The following is a 15,245-nucleotide window of genomic DNA, read 5'->3' as shown; positions in this document are numbered from 1 at the left end:
CCGGGCGGGCTTTGGACGCTTCCGGGCCCATCAGGTAAGCAGCCACCATGGCAAAACGTGACTTTTACGAAGTGCTCGGGGTGGGCAAGAACGCCGGCGACGACGAGATCAAGAAGGCCTATCGCAAGCTGGCGATGAAGCACCACCCGGACCGCAATCCGGACAGCAAGGATTCCGAAGAGAAGTTCAAGGAGGTCAAAGAGGCCTACGAAATGCTTTCGGATCCTGAGAAGAAGGCAGCCTACGACCAGTACGGCCACGCCGGCGTCGACCCCAACATGGCGGGCGGCTTCGGTGGCGGCGGCCAGGCCTACGGCGGTTTCGCCGAAGCCTTCGGCGACATCTTCGGCGATATTTTCGGCCAGCAAGGCGGCCAGGCTGGCGGCGGACGCCGTGGCGGCGGCCCGCAGGTATACCGCGGCGCCGACCTGCGCTACAGCATGGAAATCACGCTGGAGCAGGCCGCCCACGGCCACGACGCGCAGATCCGGGTGCCCCACTGGGACGAGTGCGAGCATTGCCACGGCAATGGCGCCGAGCCCGGCACCAATGTCGAAACCTGCCCGACCTGCCATGGCGCGGGCCAGGTGCGCGTGTCGCAAGGCTTCTTCTCGATGCAGCAGACTTGCCCCAAGTGCCACGGCACCGGCAAGCACATCCCCAAGCCGTGCACCAAGTGCCACGGTCAGGGCAAGCTGAAGTCGCAGAAGACGCTGGAAGTGAAGATTCCCGCCGGCATCGACGAGGGCATGCGCATCCGCTCCTCGGGCAATGGCGAGCCGGGCATCAACGGCGGCCCCCCGGGTGACCTGTATGTGGAAGTCCACATCAAGCAGCACGCGGTGTTCGAGCGCGACGGCGACGACCTGCACTGCCAGATGCCGATTTCCTTCGCCACCGCGGCGCTGGGCGGCGACCTGGAAGTGCCCACGCTGGGCGGCAAGGCCAGCTTCCCGGTGCCGGAAGGCACCCAGCCCGGCAAGACCTTCCGCCTGCGCGGCAAGGGCATCAAGGGTGTGCGCTCGGGCTACCCCGGCGACCTCTACGTGCACGTGAACGTGGAAACGCCGGTCAAGCTGACCGAGGCGCAGAAGGACATTCTGCGCCAGTTCGACCGCTCGGTGCATGAAGGTGGCTCGCGCCACAGCCCGCAGGAGCAATCCTGGCTGGATAAGGTGAAGAGCTTCTTCAGCTGATCTGGCTTGCGGCATGCGGCCGGCCACGCTTTAATGCGTGGCCGGCTTTTTTGTTTTGGGGCGATAAAACCGTTGGCTTCGATTCGATTGGCTCCTAGCTAAGCCACCCCTCTCCCCCTGAGGGGAGAGGGAGCGACAGCCGTCGTCATTCCGAATGGTTTTGGCGCATCCTGCCGGCTTCGTTCAGTGTCGCTGGTTTGCTCCCCTCTCCCACTTGTGGGAGAGGGGCCGGGGGAGAGGGCGGGCGCGCGATAATGCGATGTCGCCCGCCTCCCGGCGACCTCAATTTACGCTGGTGATTTCCCGTGGCAGTTTCCCCGATCCTCACGTTCCCCTTTCCGGCCAATGCCGAGCCTTTCGTCCTGCTCGACAACGCCACCGCCGCGCCGGGCGAGGCGGCATCGCGCCTGTACACCGGCTTTGCCCGTGAAGACGTGCTGCCGGATGCCTCCGCGCTCGGCACGCTCGATGCCTTGCTGGCCGATGGCTGGCGCCAGGGCTGGCACGCCACGTTGTTCGCGCCTTACGAATTCGGCGGCCCGCTGATTGGCGTGCCGGTCCACGTCGATTGCGCATTGCCCTTCCACGATGGCGCGCTGCGCCTACTGTGGTTCAGCGAAATGCACCGCCTTGACAAGGCGCAGGTCGAGCAATGGCTGGCGCAGTCCCCGGGTCAGCAGGCCGGCTTGATGGATGTCCTGGCCGACACGCCGGAACCGGCCTTCCATGCCGCCATTGCTCGCATCCACCAGTGGATCGAAGCTGGCGACACCTATCAGGTCAACTTCACGCAGCGCCTGCGCTTTGCCGAGTTTGGCGATCCGCTGGCGCTCTATGCGGCCTTGCGTGCCGCCCAGCCTGTGCCCTACGGCGCGCTGGCGCGGTTGCCGGGCGATGGCTGGGTGCTGTCGCTGTCGCCGGAATTGTTCGTCCGGCATGACGGCCAGGGCCAGTTGCTCACCCGCCCGATGAAGGGCACGGCGCCGCGCACGGGCGACGACGCGCGCGATGCCGAGGCCGCGCTGGCGCTGGCGGCCGACGCCAAGAACCGCGCCGAGAACGTGATGATCGTCGACCTGCTGCGCAACGACCTGGGCCGCGTCGCGGTGCCGGGTACGGTGGCCGTGCCCGATCGCTTCGTGGTGCAGCCCTTCGGCCAGGTGCTGCAGATGACCTCCACCGTGACTGCCAAGGCACGCGCCGGCACCAGCCTGGCGGATCTGATGCGCGCGCTGTTTCCCTGCGGCTCCATCACCGGCGCGCCCAAGCGGCGCACCATGGAGATCATCGGCGAGCTGGAGAGTGCGCCGCGTGGCCTCTACACCGGCTCGCTCGGCTGGATCGATGCGCCCGGCGAAGGGCAAGCGCAGGCGTGGCCGGGCACCTTTGCGCTGTCGGTCGCCATCCGCACGCTGGTATTGGGCGCGCAGGGCGCCGACGGGCTGCGCGCGGGCGAGATGGGCGTGGGCGGTGGCATCGTGCATGACAGCGACGCCGCGGGCGAATTTGCCGAGTGCGGCTGGAAGGCGCGCTTCCTGACCGCGCACGATCCGGGCTTTACCTTGTTCGAAACGATGCGGGTGGAAGACGGCACGTGCCAGCGCCTGGATCAGCATCTGGCGCGGCTGGCGGCGTCCGCTGCGTGCTTCGGCTTTGGGTTTGAGCGCGCTCGCGCGTTGGCGTTAGTGCAGGCGGCCGTGGCGGATCTCGGTGCCGGCACCTGGCGCCTGCGGCTGGCGCTGGACAAGGCAGGCAGCTTCACCGTTGCCCACGGCCCGGTGGCGCCGCTCGCCGCGGTCCCGGTGCGTGTGGTGCTGGCCGCGCAGGCGCTGCCGGTCGCGGACGCGTTGCGCCGCCACAAGACCAGTGCGCGTGCCGTCTATGACGCCGGCTGGCAAGCGGCCGAGCGCGCCGGCGCCTTCGACAGCCTGTTCTTCAACGCCCGCGGCGAGCTGCTCGAAGGCGGCCGCAGCTCCGTGTTCGTCAAGGTGCAAGGCGAGTGGCTGACGCCGCCGCTGGCCGCTGATATCCTGCCCGGCGTGATGCGCGCCGCGGTGCTGGGCGATGGTGCATGCTATCTCGGCGGGACGGTGCGTGAGGCGGTTGTCACGCGGGCCATGCTGCTGAGCGCGGAGGCACTAGCGCTGGCGAACTCGCTGCGGGGCGTGCTATCGGCGCAGTTGCCGGCAAGAGCCTGAGCCTGAGCCAGGCGTTCAGGGGTGGCGCGTATCCAGGCGCCCGTCGCCAAGCTTCCAGCGCACCACGCCCGGCAGGTTGATCAGCTCGCGATCGTGGCAGACCATCACCACGCTGCGGCCTTCGGCGGCCAGCTCCTTCACCAGGCCGATCACCTGTTCGCGTGCGTGGCCGTCCAGGCTGGAGGTGGGCTCGTCCAGCAGCAGCAAATCGGGCTCCAGCACCTTGGCGCGGGCCAGTGCCACGCGCTGCACCTCGCCGCCGGACAGGCATTCGGGGGCGGTGTCCTGCACGTGCGTGATGCCGGCCCAGCCCAGCGCGGCTCCCACGCGCCGCCTGACTTCGTCGTCGGGCATGCCGCGCGCCTTCAGGCCATAGGCGATGTTCTCGCGCACTGAGGTGCGAAACAGGTAGGGATGCTGGTGCAGGTAGGCAATGCGCTGGCGCAGCGCGGCGGGCAGCGGATCGAGTGCGGCATTGCGCGGCGTGCCGTCCGCGCTGGTCCAGGCCACCGTCGCGCCGGGTGCGCGCTCCAGCCCCGCCACCATGCGCAGCAGCGTGCTCTTGCCCGCGCCATTGACACCGGTCAGCACCACCACAGCGGCGCGTGGGAAGGCCAGCTCGGCAATATCGAACAGCCGCCGCGCGCCTACCTGGCGCAGCAAGCCGCGCACCGTCAGCAGCGGCGGCAGCTGGGAAGGCGGCAACGCCTGCCCGTCAGGCGTGCGGCGCGCGGGCAGGGTGCTCATCGGCGAAATCCTCCCGCGCCCTGCAGCCACGCCAGCATCACATTGACGAGCACCGCCAGTGCGATCAGCACAACGCCCAGCGCGATACCCTGGGCGAATTCCCCCTTGCTGGTTTCCAGCGCGATGGCCGTGGTGATGGTCCGGGTGGCGCCTTCGATATTGCCGCCGATCATCAACGCCGAGCCGACTTCGGCAATGACCCGCCCAAAGCCCGCCACCAGCGCGGCCATCAGGCCGAAGCGCATCTCGCGCAGGACGGTGAAAAAGGTCCGCCAGCGCCCGGCACCCAGTACCCAGGCGGTTTCACGCAGCCGCGCATCCGCCCCCTGCAAGGTGGACAGGGCAAACGCCAGCACCACCGGGAAGCCGATCACCGCCTGCCCGAGCACCATGCCGCTGCGTGTGAACAGCAAGGAGAAATTGCCCAGCGGCCCGTGGCGGGTGAACAGCAGGTAGAGGATCAGCCCGACCAGCACGGTCGGGAAGGAGAGGAAGGCCTGCGCCATCACGACCACCACGCGCCGCCCGGGAAAATCGTGGGTGGCGATCAGGTAGGCCGCGCCGATGGCCGGCACGGCGGCAAGCGCCAGCCCGAGCACGGCTACCACCAGCGAGGTCCAGACGATGAACCAGATGGCGCCGTCACCGCTGGCCAGAAGCGCGAAGGCCGCGGCGGTGGCGGCACCGATCTCCATTGCCGGCGCGCGCTCAGGCCGAGAAGGTGTGCTCGACGGCCGGGAAGCTGCCGTCCTTCACGGCCGCCACGTAGGCGCGCACTGCGGCCTCGATCGAGCCGGCGCCTTCCATGAAGTTGCGCACGAACTTGGCCTTGCGGCCCGGGTAGACGTTGATCATGTCCTGCAGCACCAGGACCTGGCCGGAGCAATCCGCGCCGGCGCCGATGCCGATGGTCGGGATGTTCAGCAGGCCGGTGACCACGCCGGCCACGGCCGCCGGCACCGCTTCCATCACGATCAACTGGGCGCCCGCCGCTTGCAGCGCGAGCGCGTCGCGCTTGAGCTGCGCCGCGCTTTCGTCGGTCTTGCCCTGCACCTTGAAGCCGCCCAGCGCGTGCACCGACTGCGGCGTCAGGCCAATGTGGGCGCACACCGGAATGCTGCGCTCGACCAGGAACTTGACGGTGGGCGCGAGCCAGTCGCCGCCCTCCAGCTTGACCATATGCGCGCCGGCCCGCATTAACGCCACGGCGCTGGTGAAGGTGGCCTCCGGGGTGGGATAGGTGCCGAATGGCAGGTCCGCCACCAGCAGCGCGCTCTGGTTGCCGCGTGCCACGCATTCGGTGTGATAGACAACTTGTTCCAGCGTCACGGGCAGCGTGGTCTGCTGGCCTTGCATGACATTGCCAAGGGAGTCGCCGACCAGCAGCACCTCGACCCCGCAGTAGTCGAGCAGCGCGGCGAAGCTGGAGTCGTAGGCGGTCAGCATGGCGATTTTCTCGCCGGCGGCGCGCATCGCTTGCAGCTTGGGGATGGTGACGGTCTTGCGGGAGGGGTCGAGGAGGTAACTCATGACGTTGGGCCGGTAGAGAGACGGGAGCCGGGCCGGCCGCGATGCCGCAGTGCATTCATGATCGGTGCATCAACGCATCTGCATCCGTGCGGCAAGGCCTTTGCCCCTTTCAGTTCGTACTGCGCGAGGCGCTCGGCCCCAGGATGGGGCCACGGGATTCGCGGCAGCGACTGCTGTCGTTATGGTGAAGGCTGGCAGGCCAGAGAGCCTGTCAGGGCGCAGCGAGATTGAGAAAGGCCTTGCGGCCACGCATGTTTTCGATGCGCGACAGTAGTGTACGGAAATCGGCGTCGTTGTCTACCGGGCTGAAGTGGGCGGTGTCGACGATCATGACCGGTGCCTCGTCGTAGCGATGGAACAGCTCGCCGTAGGCATCCGACAACCGCTCCAGATAGGCATCGTCGATGCTGGACTCGCCAGGTGCGTTGCGCCGGGCGATGCGCTCGCGCAGCAGGGCGGGTGAGGCCTGCAGCACGATGACGAGGTCCACGCGCTGGCCTTGGGCCGGCAGGCGCGCGGCGAGGGCGTCGTACAGCGCCAGTTCGTCCTCGGGCAGTGTCAGCCCGGCGTAGAGGCGGTCCCTGGTGTGCAGGAAATCGCCCACCATGCGCTGGCCCGCCAGCAGTGCCGCCTGCCAGGCCTTGAGCTGCTGCGCGCGCTGGTTCAGCAGCGACAGCTGCAGCGGCAGCGCGTATCGCGCGGGCTCGCGGTAGTAGCGTTCCAGGAAGGGGTTTTCACGTGCCGCATCGAGCAATTCGCCGGTGCGCAGGGTTTGCGCCAGGCGTTGTGCGAGCGCGGTCTTGCCGGCTCCGATGGGGCCTTCCACCACAATGCGGCGCAAGTGTTCGAGCATGGGCGGGTCCGGTCGGCTAGGGAGGAACTACACAGTACAGGGCGGATAAAGCGGGGCCGGCTTGCCGCTGCCGGCCATGGCTTCAGGAATCGCTGCGCGCGTCCAGTTGCCGCGTGCACTTGCAAAAGGAGACCTTCTCGACGCGCTGGGCGCTGACCGCGGCCAGGTAATCCGCCGCGGGGCCAAGGCCGGGGATAACCAGTTCGGCATCCAGCTCAAGCAGCGGCACCAGCGTGAAGGCGCGTTCGGCCAGGCGTGGATGCGGCACCACCAGCTTTTCGTCCTGGTGGATTTCGTCGCCAAAGACCAGCAGGTCCAGGTCCAGGGTGCGTGGTGCGTTGCGGAAAGGCCGCTCGCGGCCAAACTGATCCTCGATGTGGTGACAGATGCGCAATAGCTGGGCGGCGGTGAACGAGGTCTCTACCTTGACCACCGCGTTGTAGTAGTCGTCGCCCGTCGCATCGACCGGGGCCGTGCGATAGAGCGACGATCTCGCCAGCACCGTGATGCCAACCTGTTGGGCCAGGCACACGATGGCATCTTTCAGAGCCTGCCGGGCATCACCCAGGTTGGCTCCGATGCCGATAAAGGCAAGTGTCATTACGATTCCTCCGGCTGGACGCGTACCTTGCCGGCTTTCCGGTCTGCAGTGGAGCCGGATTCCTGGCTCGCGTCCATATCACTCCGCGGAGAAACTTTATCCGATTTCCGCGGACTGCGCCGACGGCGCTTCTTCCGTGCCGGGCCGCCGCTGTCGCCGCTATCGCCATCTCCGGCGGGCTCAAAGCCATCGGCATCGCCCGCGCCGCCGCTGCCGCCGCCGCCTTGCTTGCCGGCACCGCGCACCGGGCGCACTGCTTCGATCAGGTCCTCGCGGCCGTGGCTATCGGCATCCTGGAAGTCCTGCCACCATTTCGCCAGTTCGGCCGGCTGCTCGCCGGATTCGCAGCGCAGGTAAAGGAAATCGAAGCCGGCACGGAAGCGCGGCGACTCGATCAGGCGGAACGGCATGCGGCCCACGCGCTTCTCGAAGCGCGGCTGCATGCCCCAGATGTCCCGCATGTCGGTGACAAAGCGGCGCTGGATGGCGAGCTGGCCGGTCTGGCGCTCCAGCACGTCGTCCATGGCGATATTGAGCGCGGCGATGGCGTGTTCGCCTTCCTCGCGCAGCGTGGTCCAACGCTGCAGCACGTGGTGCCATAGCAGCGCGGCGAACAGGAAGCCCGGCGAGACCGGCTTGCCAACCTGCACGCGCTGGTCCGTGTTGTCCAGCGCCAGCTGCACGAAGCGCTGGCCCATCGGCTGCTCCAGCGCGACATCCAGCAGCGGCAGCAGGCCGCGGTGCAGGCCGGCCTTGCGCAGCTCCTGCAGCGATGCCCAGGCATGGCCTGACATCAGCAGCTTGAGCATCTCGTCGAACAGGCGCGCGCTGGGCACATTGTGGATCAGCGAGGCCAAGTCGGCGATCGGCTGGCGGGTGTCCTCGTCGATCGTGAACCCGGTCTTGGCGGCGAAGCGCACCACGCGCAGCATGCGGATGGGGTCCTCGCGGTAGCGCGTGACCGGATCGCCGATCATGCGCAGCGTGCGCGCGCGGATGTCCTCCATGCCCTGGTGGTAGTCGTACACCAGTTGCTGGGCGGGGTCGTAGTACATCGCATTGATGGTGAAGTCGCGGCGTTCCGCGTCTTCGGCCTGCGAGCCCCACACGTTGTCGCGCAGCACGCGGCCCGAGGCATCGATCGCGTGGGTCTTGCTGTCGAGCTCGGAGCGCTTGAGGCGGCGCCCTTCGGGCAAGGTCTCGCTGGCGACCGCGTCGACCAGCGCGCGGAAGGTGGAGACTTCAATGATTTCCTGCTCGCGCCCGCCATAGAACGTCACGTGCACGATCTGGAAGCGCCGGCCGATGATGCGCGAGCGGCGGAACAGCGCCTGCACCTGGTCAGGCGTGGCGTTGGTGGCGACGTCGAAGTCCTTGGGCTTGATGCCTAGCAACAGGTCGCGCACCGCGCCGCCGACGATAAACGCGTCGTAGCCTGCCTGCTGCAGCGTGGAGGTGACCTTGATGGCATTGCGCGAGATCAGCGACTGGTCGATCTGGTGCTCGGCATGCGTAACGATATTCGGCGTATGGGCGCGCTGACCGCGGCGTTTGACGGGGCGCTGCTGGGTGCCCGGCTTGCCTAGCAGCCGGTTGATTAGCTTTTTGATCACGTCAGAACAGGTCCATGATGCGCCAGCCTGACGCGGCGGCGTGGTGACGCAGGCGATCGTCCGGGTTGGCGGCGATCGGCTCGCTGACCTTCTCCAGCAGCGGCAGGTCGTTGGCCGAATCGCTGTAGAAGGTGGTGTTTTCGAAGGCATCCCATTGGGTGCCCATGCTCTTTAGCCAGGCTTCCACCCGGGTTATCTTGCCCTCGCGGAAGCTGGGAATGCCATCCACTTCGCCGGTGAAGGCGCCGTCGGGCTTGCCGTTGGCGGTGGCCGGCTCGGTGGCGATCAGGTGCTTGATGCCGAAGGCCGCCGTGATCGGGGCGGTGACGAAACTATTGGTAGCGGTGACCACGGCGCACAGGTCGCCGGCGTCGAGGTGCTTGTAGACCAGTGCGCGCGCCTGCGGCGTGATGACCGGATCGATCACTTCACGCATGAACTGGCTGCGCAACGCTTCCAGGCGGTCGCGCGGATTGGCCGCCAGCGGCGCCAGCGCGAAACGCAGGAAAGCCTGGATATCCAGGGTGCCAGCCTTGTAATGGCCGAAGAACTCGTCGTTCCTGCGGCGGTAGAATTCCTCGTCGACAACGCCCAGGCGTACCAGGAAGCGGCCCCATTCGTGGTCGCTGTCGGTCGGGAGCAAGGTGTGGTCGAGGTCGAACAATGCCAGATTCATGGGCGGCGATTTTACATTAACGTGACTGTGAGAGCTTTCTTAACGTCTCTGGATGCCAACAAAGGCAAGCACGGTGCATGCCATGGGTCACGCGCGCTGGCGCGCAGGCCCTGGCTCACTCGCGCAACTCGGCAAACATTTCCCGCAGCAGGGGCAGCGTCACGGCGCGCTTGCGCTCCAGCGAATAGGTGTCCAGCGCGTCCAGCAGCGCCATCAGGCTGGGCATGTCGCGGTATTTGCGCGTGACCAGCCAGTGCGGGATTTCCGGCGAAAGCTGAAGCCCGCGCTCGCGCGCGGCCTGCACCAGGGCCGCCATCTTGTCCTCGTCCGACAGCGGTGCCAACTGATAGACCAGGCCCCAGCCCAGCCGCGTGCGCAGGTCCTCGCGCACCGGCATGGCCAGCGGCGCCTGGCTGCCGGCCACCACGATGGCGGTGCGCACGTGAGCCCGGACCTCGTTATACAGCGAGAACACGGCGATCTGGCGCGCTTCGTCGAGCAGCTCCACATCGTCCACGGTGTAGAGCTGGCAGCTCGGGTCGAAGATGAAGTCCGACAAGGCGTGATGCGGGCTCAGGTAGCGGCAACGGATGCCGGCCTGGTAGCCGCTGTCGCAGACCGCATGCAGCAGGTGGGTGCGGCCCGAGCCCACTTCGCCCCACAGGTAGATCAGGCGGTCGGCGGCCCGCTCCTGCGCCACCGCCGTGGCCAGGTCGCGCAGGCGCTGCACCGGCTCGCGGTTGACCGCAACGAAAAAATTCTCGAAGGTCGAGGGCGGCGGACTGCCAAGTTCAAGCGATAGCTGCTTGGGACGCTGAAACATGACTTATCGGTTACTTTGGGTACGGATCATCTGTCAGGTAAACGCGTCGCGGCTGGCATGCGCTGACCGCCTGTAGGGCGCGGGCAGAACGGCCGGTCGCTGCCGGAATCATCTTCATCGGGAATGGCTGCGGACAATACTTCATGACACGGAACACCGGAAACTGGAAGCCGGAAGCCCGTATCCGTTAAAATTGCAATTCTACTGGACTCGCGGCCGCAAATCGCCGTCGTGAGCGCCGCATTCCTCACTTCATACTCCAGGAAAAGCAGGTTCCCATGAGCGCATCCCCCACTTCCGGCCAGGCAGGCCTCTCCTACCGCGATGCCGGCGTCGATATCGACGCGGGCGACGCGCTCGTCGACCGCATCAAGCCGTTCGCCAAGCGCACCATGCGCGAAGGCGTGATGGCCGGCATCGGGGGCTTCGGCGCGCTGTTCGAGCTGTCCAAGAAATACAAGGAGCCGGTGCTGGTCTCCGGCACGGACGGCGTGGGCACCAAGCTCAAGCTGGCCTTCCAGCTGAACCGCCACGACACCGTGGGCCAGGACCTGGTCGCCATGAGCGTCAACGACATCCTGGTGCAGGGCGCCGAGCCGCTGTTCTTCCTCGACTACTTTGCCTGCGGCAAGCTCGACGTGGAAACCGCGGCGACCGTGATCAAGGGCATCGCCCACGGCTGCGAGCTGTCCGGCTGCGCGCTGATCGGTGGCGAAACCGCCGAAATGCCCAGCATGTACCCCGATGGCGAGTACGACCTGGCTGGTTTCGCGGTTGGCGCCGTGGAGAAGAGCCGCATCATCGACGGTACCACCATCGTGCCGGGCGACGTGGTGCTGGGCCTGGCTTCGTCGGGCGCGCACTCCAACGGCTACTCGCTGGTGCGCAAGATCATCGAAGTGGCCAAGCCGGACCTGAACGCAGACTTCCACGGCCAGCGCCTGCAGGACGCCATCATGGCGCCCACCCGCATCTACGTGAAGCCGCTGCTGTCGCTGATCGAGACCCTGCCGGTCAAGGGCATGGCCCACATCACCGGCGGCGGCTTGACCGAGAACGTGCCGCGCGTACTGGCGCAGAACGTGACCGCCGTGCTGCAGCGCGACGCCTGGACCCTGCCGCCGCTGTTCCAGTGGCTGCAAGCCCAGGGCAACGTCGCCGATGACGAAATGCACCGCGTGTTCAACTGCGGCATCGGCATGGTGGTGATCGTCGCCAAGGAAGACGCTGACCGCGCCATTCGTCATCTGCAAGCCGCTGGCGAAGCCGTGTGGCAGATCGGCGAGATCCGCGAGCGTGAAGAAGGCCAGGCGCAGACCATCGTGGTCTGAGCGGTCCCGCTCCAATAAAAAAACGGCGCATGCTCAGGCATGCGCCGTTTTTTTTGCCCGCCGGGCGCAGACCGCCGATCGACGGCCTGCCGAGTCACTCCGTCGCGCCCAGCTTCGCCAGCGCATCCCCAGTCACCCGGCAAATTCGCCAGTCCGGCATCACGTCCGCACCCATTGCCCGGTAGAAATCAATGGAAGGCGTGTTCCAGTCCAGCACGCTCCATTCAAAGCGGCCGCAGCCGCGCTCCACCGCCAGCGCCGCAAGATGCTTGAGCAGGACCTTGCCCAGCCCATGGCCGCGCCAGGCGGGGTCGACATACAGGTCTTCCAGATACAGCCCGGGCTTGGCCAGGAAGGTCGAGAAATTGTGGAAGAACAAGGCGAACCCGACGGCCTGCGGACCCTGAGTGCCGGGGACCTCCACCAGCACAGCCTCGGCATGCGGGCGCGGGCCAAATAGCGCCTCGCGCAGTTTTTCCGGCGTGGCTTCGACCAGGTGGGTGAGTTTCTCGTATTCGGCCAGTCCAGTGATCAGCGCGAGCAAGTTTTCGCAATCGTCGGGAGTGGCGGGGCGCAGTACGAAATCGGTGGCAGACATGTTGGGATTTGACGTTATCGGCAAGATATGGACGACGATTATCGCTGATCCGTCGCACCGTCCCCTCCCGGCAGTGACGCTACGCTTGCCCGATCCGCGCCAGCCGCGCCACCTGCGCGACGTAGTCCGGCGCCAGGCAGTCCACGACCTCCCGCTCGGGCGTGCTGCGCAGCCAGGTCAGCTGGCGCTTGCAGAGCTGGCGGGTGGCGGCCAGGCCGCGCTCGCGCATGGTGTCGAAATCGGTCTCGCCATCGAGGTATTCCCACACCTGCCGGTAGCCGACGCAGCGGATCGAGGGCAGCGTGGGCTGCAGGTCGCCGCGCGCGCGCAGCCGTTGCACTTCCTCGATAAAGCCGCCCGCCAGCATGGCGTCGTAGCGGGTGGCGATACGCGTGTGCAGTACGGCGCGGTCCGACGGCTCCAGCGCGATCACGCGGTAGCGTCGGTCGGCTGCGCCGGCAAAGGTGCGCTCGTCGGCTTGGCGCGCCAGCAGCGCCGACATGGGCTGGCCGGACAGGCGGTGGATCTCCAGTGCGCGCTGGATGCGCTGGGCATCGTTGGGCGCGAGGCGGGCCGCGGTGACCGGGTCGACCTCGCCCAGCATGGCATGCAGCGCCGGCCAGCCGCGCTCGGCGGCCAGCGCGTCCAGCTCGGCACGCAGGGCAGGATCGGCTTGTGGGAGGTCGTTCAGGCCCTGTGTCAGCGCCTTGTAGTACAGCATGGTGCCGCCGACGATCAGCGGCTCGCGGCCGCGCGCGCGGATCTCCACGATCAGCCGCTCGGCGTCGGTGACGAACTGGGCGGCCGAGTAGCTATCGGCCGGATCGATGATGTCGATCAGGTGGTGCGGCACCGCGGCCAGCTCGGCGGGCGAGGGCTTGGCGGTGCCGATGTCCATCTCGCGGTAGACCAGGGCCGAGTCCAGGCTGATGATCTCGATCGGCGTCTGTGCGGCCAGCGCCAGTGCCGCGGCGGTCTTGCCGGAGGCGGTGGGACCGAGCAGGCAGACCACCGGCGCGTGGCCTGGTGCGGGCGCGGCGGTGCCGCTGGGTGAGGCTGTTGTCATCAAGTCGTTGGGCACGCGGCTTACTGCCCGCGCAGGAACAGGCGATCGAGTTCCGCCACGGTCAGCTGCACCCAGGTGGGCCGGCCGTGGTTGCACTGGTCGGCGCGCTCGGTCTGCTCCATCTGGCGCAGCAGCGCGTTCATTTCTTCCAGCGTGAGCTTGCGGTTGGCGCGCACCGCGCTGTGGCAAGCCAGCGTGGCCAGCAGTTCGTTCTGGCGCTCGACCAGCACGCGCGAGCCGCCGAAGGCTTGCAGGTCGCGCAGCACGTCGCGCGCCAGGGCTTCGGTGTCGGCCTGCTTGAGCAGGGCGGGAATCGCGCGGATTGCCAGCGTGGTGGGCGAGACCTGCGCGATGTCGAAGCCGAGCAGGGTGAGGGTTTCCTGGTGCTCCTCGGCCGTGCCGATTTCCACCGGGCTGGCTGTAAGCGTGACCGGGATCAGCAGCGACTGCACCGCGAGCTCGCGCGCTTCGAGCGCGGTCTTGATCTGCTCGTAGAGGATGCGCTCGTGGGCGGCGTGCATATCCACCAGCACCAGGCCGCGCGCGTTTTGCGCCAGCACATAGATGCCGTGCAACTGCGCGATGGCATAGCCCAGCGGGCTGGCCTCGTCTTCGGGAAGTTCCTGGCGGGCCAGCTGGTCCAGCAGGCCGGGCGGTTCGTTCTCGCGGGCGGCTTGCGCATCGGCCAGCCAGGCCGGGGGCGTGGCGCCCGGGCCGGCCGGCGGGACATAGGCGGCGGGGCCGCGTGAAAACCCGCCGCCCGGCTGGATCGCGTCGCGCACCATGCCGAGGTAGGCCTGCCGGGGCTGGGCCACGCCGAGCTCGGTCTGCCGTGCGGCGGCAGTGTAGTCGACCCATGGGCGCGGGCTGGCGCCGCCGCCCATGCCGCCGCTTCTGCCCGATCCGCCGAAGCCACCGGAGCCGCCGGAGCCGCCGGAGCTGCCACCAAAGCTACGCGCGCCCGGGAATCCGCCGGCGCCGCCAATCGGCTCAGCCGCCGCCGGATCGGCCGCGTCGACCGGCGTATGCAGGCTGTCGCCCTGCTCGCCGGCCTGCCGCGCCAGGCAACGCTGCACGGCGTGGTAGACAAACTGGTGCACCGAACGCGATTCGCGGAAACGCACTTCGATCTTGGACGGGTGCACGTTCACGTCCACCATCTCGGGCGGCAGGTCCATGCACAGCACATAGGAGGGGAAGCGGTCGCCGTGCAGCACGTCCTGGTAAGCACTGCGCACGGCGTGGGTCAGCAGCTTGTCACGCACGTAGCGGCCGTTGACGAAGAAGAACTGCTGGTCCGGGCGCCCGCGCGAGGCGGTGGGCAGCCCGGCAAAGCCGTACAGGTGCAAGCTGCCGGCCTCTTCATCCAGCGGCAGCCGGGCGTTGGCGAAGTCGGCGCCCAGCACCTGGGCGGTGCGCGTGGCGACGTCGCCGGCGTTCCAGTGCTCCATCGGACGGCCATTGTGATGGACCGAGATGGCCACGTCCGGGCGCGCCAGCGCCGCGCGCCGCACCATCTCCAGGCAGTGGCCAAACTCGGTTTGTTCGGATTTCAGGAACTTTCTGCGCGCTGGCGTGTTGAAGTAAAGGTGCTGCACGTCGACGGTGGTGCCCACGCCGCCGGATGCGGGCTGTACCACGCCGGTGTCGGCGATCACCTGCATCGCGTGGGTATCGCTGGCCGTGCGGCTGGTCAGGGTCAGCTCGGACACCGAGGCGATCGAGGCCAGTGCTTCGCCGCGAAAGCCAAGCGTCAGCACCGCTTCAAGCTCGTCCAGCGAGGCGATCTTGCTGGTGGCGTGGCGCTTGAGCGCGACCGGCAGTTCATCGGCGGGAATGCCACAGCCGTTGTCGGCAATCACGATGCGGCGCACGCCACCTTCCTCCAGGCGGAGGTTGAGCTGGGTGGCGCCGGCGTCCAGCGCGTTCTCCAGCAGTTCCTTGACCACGGAGGCGGGGCGCTCCACCACCTCGCCGGCCGCGATCTGGCTGATCAGCTGGTCGGGCAGGGGG

General features: G+C 67.6%; 14 protein-coding genes. 3 read left to right on the top strand and 11 right to left on the bottom strand.

Annotated elements, in window-relative coordinates:
• The first annotated feature begins 47 nt into the window (after positions 1-47).
• Both dnaJ and A9975_RS25700 read left to right on the top strand, forming a co-directional pair.
• On the top strand, positions 48-1,196 hold the full coding sequence (dnaJ, locus tag A9975_RS25705) for a molecular chaperone DnaJ (protein ID WP_150985979.1): 1,149 nt from the start codon (positions 48-50) through the stop codon (positions 1,194-1,196).
• 305 nt (positions 1,197-1,501) lie between these two features.
• The gene (locus tag A9975_RS25700) at positions 1,502-3,394 is read left to right on the top strand and encodes a chorismate-binding protein (RefSeq protein ID WP_370565496.1); all 1,893 of its coding nucleotides are present in this window, start codon (positions 1,502-1,504) and stop codon (positions 3,392-3,394) included.
• A 15-nt stretch (positions 3,395-3,409) separates the two neighbouring features.
• Here the strand turns inward: A9975_RS25700 and A9975_RS25695 are convergent, their stop codons facing one another.
• From A9975_RS25695 to hda, 8 genes are all read right to left on the bottom strand, one after another.
• A complete protein-coding gene (locus tag A9975_RS25695) occupies positions 3,410-4,141 on the bottom strand; it encodes an energy-coupling factor ABC transporter ATP-binding protein (RefSeq protein WP_255503450.1) in 732 nt (243 codons plus the stop codon).
• On the bottom strand, positions 4,138-4,836 hold the full coding sequence (locus A9975_RS25690; RefSeq protein WP_183035229.1) for an ABC transporter permease: 699 nt from the start codon (positions 4,834-4,836) through the stop codon (positions 4,138-4,140). The genes A9975_RS25695 and A9975_RS25690 overlap by 4 nt, the downstream gene beginning before the upstream one ends.
• Before the next feature lie 13 nt (positions 4,837-4,849).
• Positions 4,850-5,671 (bottom strand): 3-methyl-2-oxobutanoate hydroxymethyltransferase, encoded by an 822-nt coding sequence (gene panB / locus A9975_RS25685; protein WP_183035228.1) that lies wholly within the window; start codon positions 5,669-5,671, stop codon positions 4,850-4,852.
• 211 nt (positions 5,672-5,882) lie between these two features.
• Positions 5,883-6,524: a deoxynucleoside kinase gene (locus tag A9975_RS25680; protein ID WP_150985982.1), complete on the bottom strand. Its 642-nt coding sequence runs from the start codon at positions 6,522-6,524 to the stop codon at positions 5,883-5,885.
• Between the two features lie 82 nt (positions 6,525-6,606).
• On the bottom strand, positions 6,607-7,125 hold the full coding sequence (gene folK, locus A9975_RS25675; protein ID WP_183035227.1) for a 2-amino-4-hydroxy-6-hydroxymethyldihydropteridine diphosphokinase: 519 nt from the start codon (positions 7,123-7,125) through the stop codon (positions 6,607-6,609).
• Positions 7,125-8,738 (bottom strand): polynucleotide adenylyltransferase PcnB, encoded by a 1,614-nt coding sequence (gene pcnB / locus A9975_RS25670; RefSeq protein ID WP_183035226.1) that lies wholly within the window; start codon positions 8,736-8,738, stop codon positions 7,125-7,127. Before pcnB ends, folK begins: the two co-directional genes overlap by 1 nt.
• A gap of 1 nt (position 8,739) precedes the next feature.
• On the bottom strand, positions 8,740-9,414 hold the full coding sequence (locus tag A9975_RS25665) for an HAD family phosphatase (protein ID WP_183035225.1): 675 nt from the start codon (positions 9,412-9,414) through the stop codon (positions 8,740-8,742).
• Positions 9,415-9,529: 115 nt separating this feature from the next.
• The gene (gene hda / locus A9975_RS25660) at positions 9,530-10,237 is read right to left on the bottom strand and encodes a DnaA regulatory inactivator Hda (protein ID WP_043349383.1); all 708 of its coding nucleotides are present in this window, start codon (positions 10,235-10,237) and stop codon (positions 9,530-9,532) included.
• A gap of 278 nt (positions 10,238-10,515) precedes the next feature.
• Between hda and purM the strand changes: the two genes are divergently transcribed.
• Positions 10,516-11,568 carry a phosphoribosylformylglycinamidine cyclo-ligase gene (purM, locus tag A9975_RS25655; RefSeq protein WP_183035224.1) on the top strand — a complete coding sequence of 351 codons (1,053 nt, stop codon included), beginning with the start codon at positions 10,516-10,518 and terminating at the stop codon, positions 11,566-11,568.
• 94 nt (positions 11,569-11,662) lie between these two features.
• Here the strand turns inward: purM and A9975_RS25650 are convergent, their stop codons facing one another.
• From A9975_RS25650 to mutL, 3 genes are all read right to left on the bottom strand, one after another.
• The gene (locus A9975_RS25650; RefSeq protein WP_183035223.1) at positions 11,663-12,166 is read right to left on the bottom strand and encodes a GNAT family N-acetyltransferase; all 504 of its coding nucleotides are present in this window, start codon (positions 12,164-12,166) and stop codon (positions 11,663-11,665) included.
• 79 nt (positions 12,167-12,245) lie between these two features.
• Positions 12,246-13,232, bottom strand: a complete 987-nt coding sequence (miaA, locus tag A9975_RS25645) for a tRNA (adenosine(37)-N6)-dimethylallyltransferase MiaA (protein ID WP_183035222.1) — start codon at positions 13,230-13,232, stop codon at positions 12,246-12,248.
• Between the two features lie 20 nt (positions 13,233-13,252).
• Positions 13,253-15,245: DNA mismatch repair endonuclease MutL (gene mutL / locus A9975_RS25640; protein ID WP_183035221.1), on the bottom strand; the 1,993-nt coding region annotated here is incomplete at its 5' end.

It is taken from the genome of Cupriavidus sp. UME77 (genome assembly GCF_014170355.1).
Classification (GTDB): domain Bacteria; phylum Pseudomonadota; class Gammaproteobacteria; order Burkholderiales; family Burkholderiaceae; genus Cupriavidus; species Cupriavidus basilensis.
The sequence above is the reverse complement of the archived record's forward strand: the minus strand, read 5'-3'. Positions and strand labels throughout refer to the sequence as shown.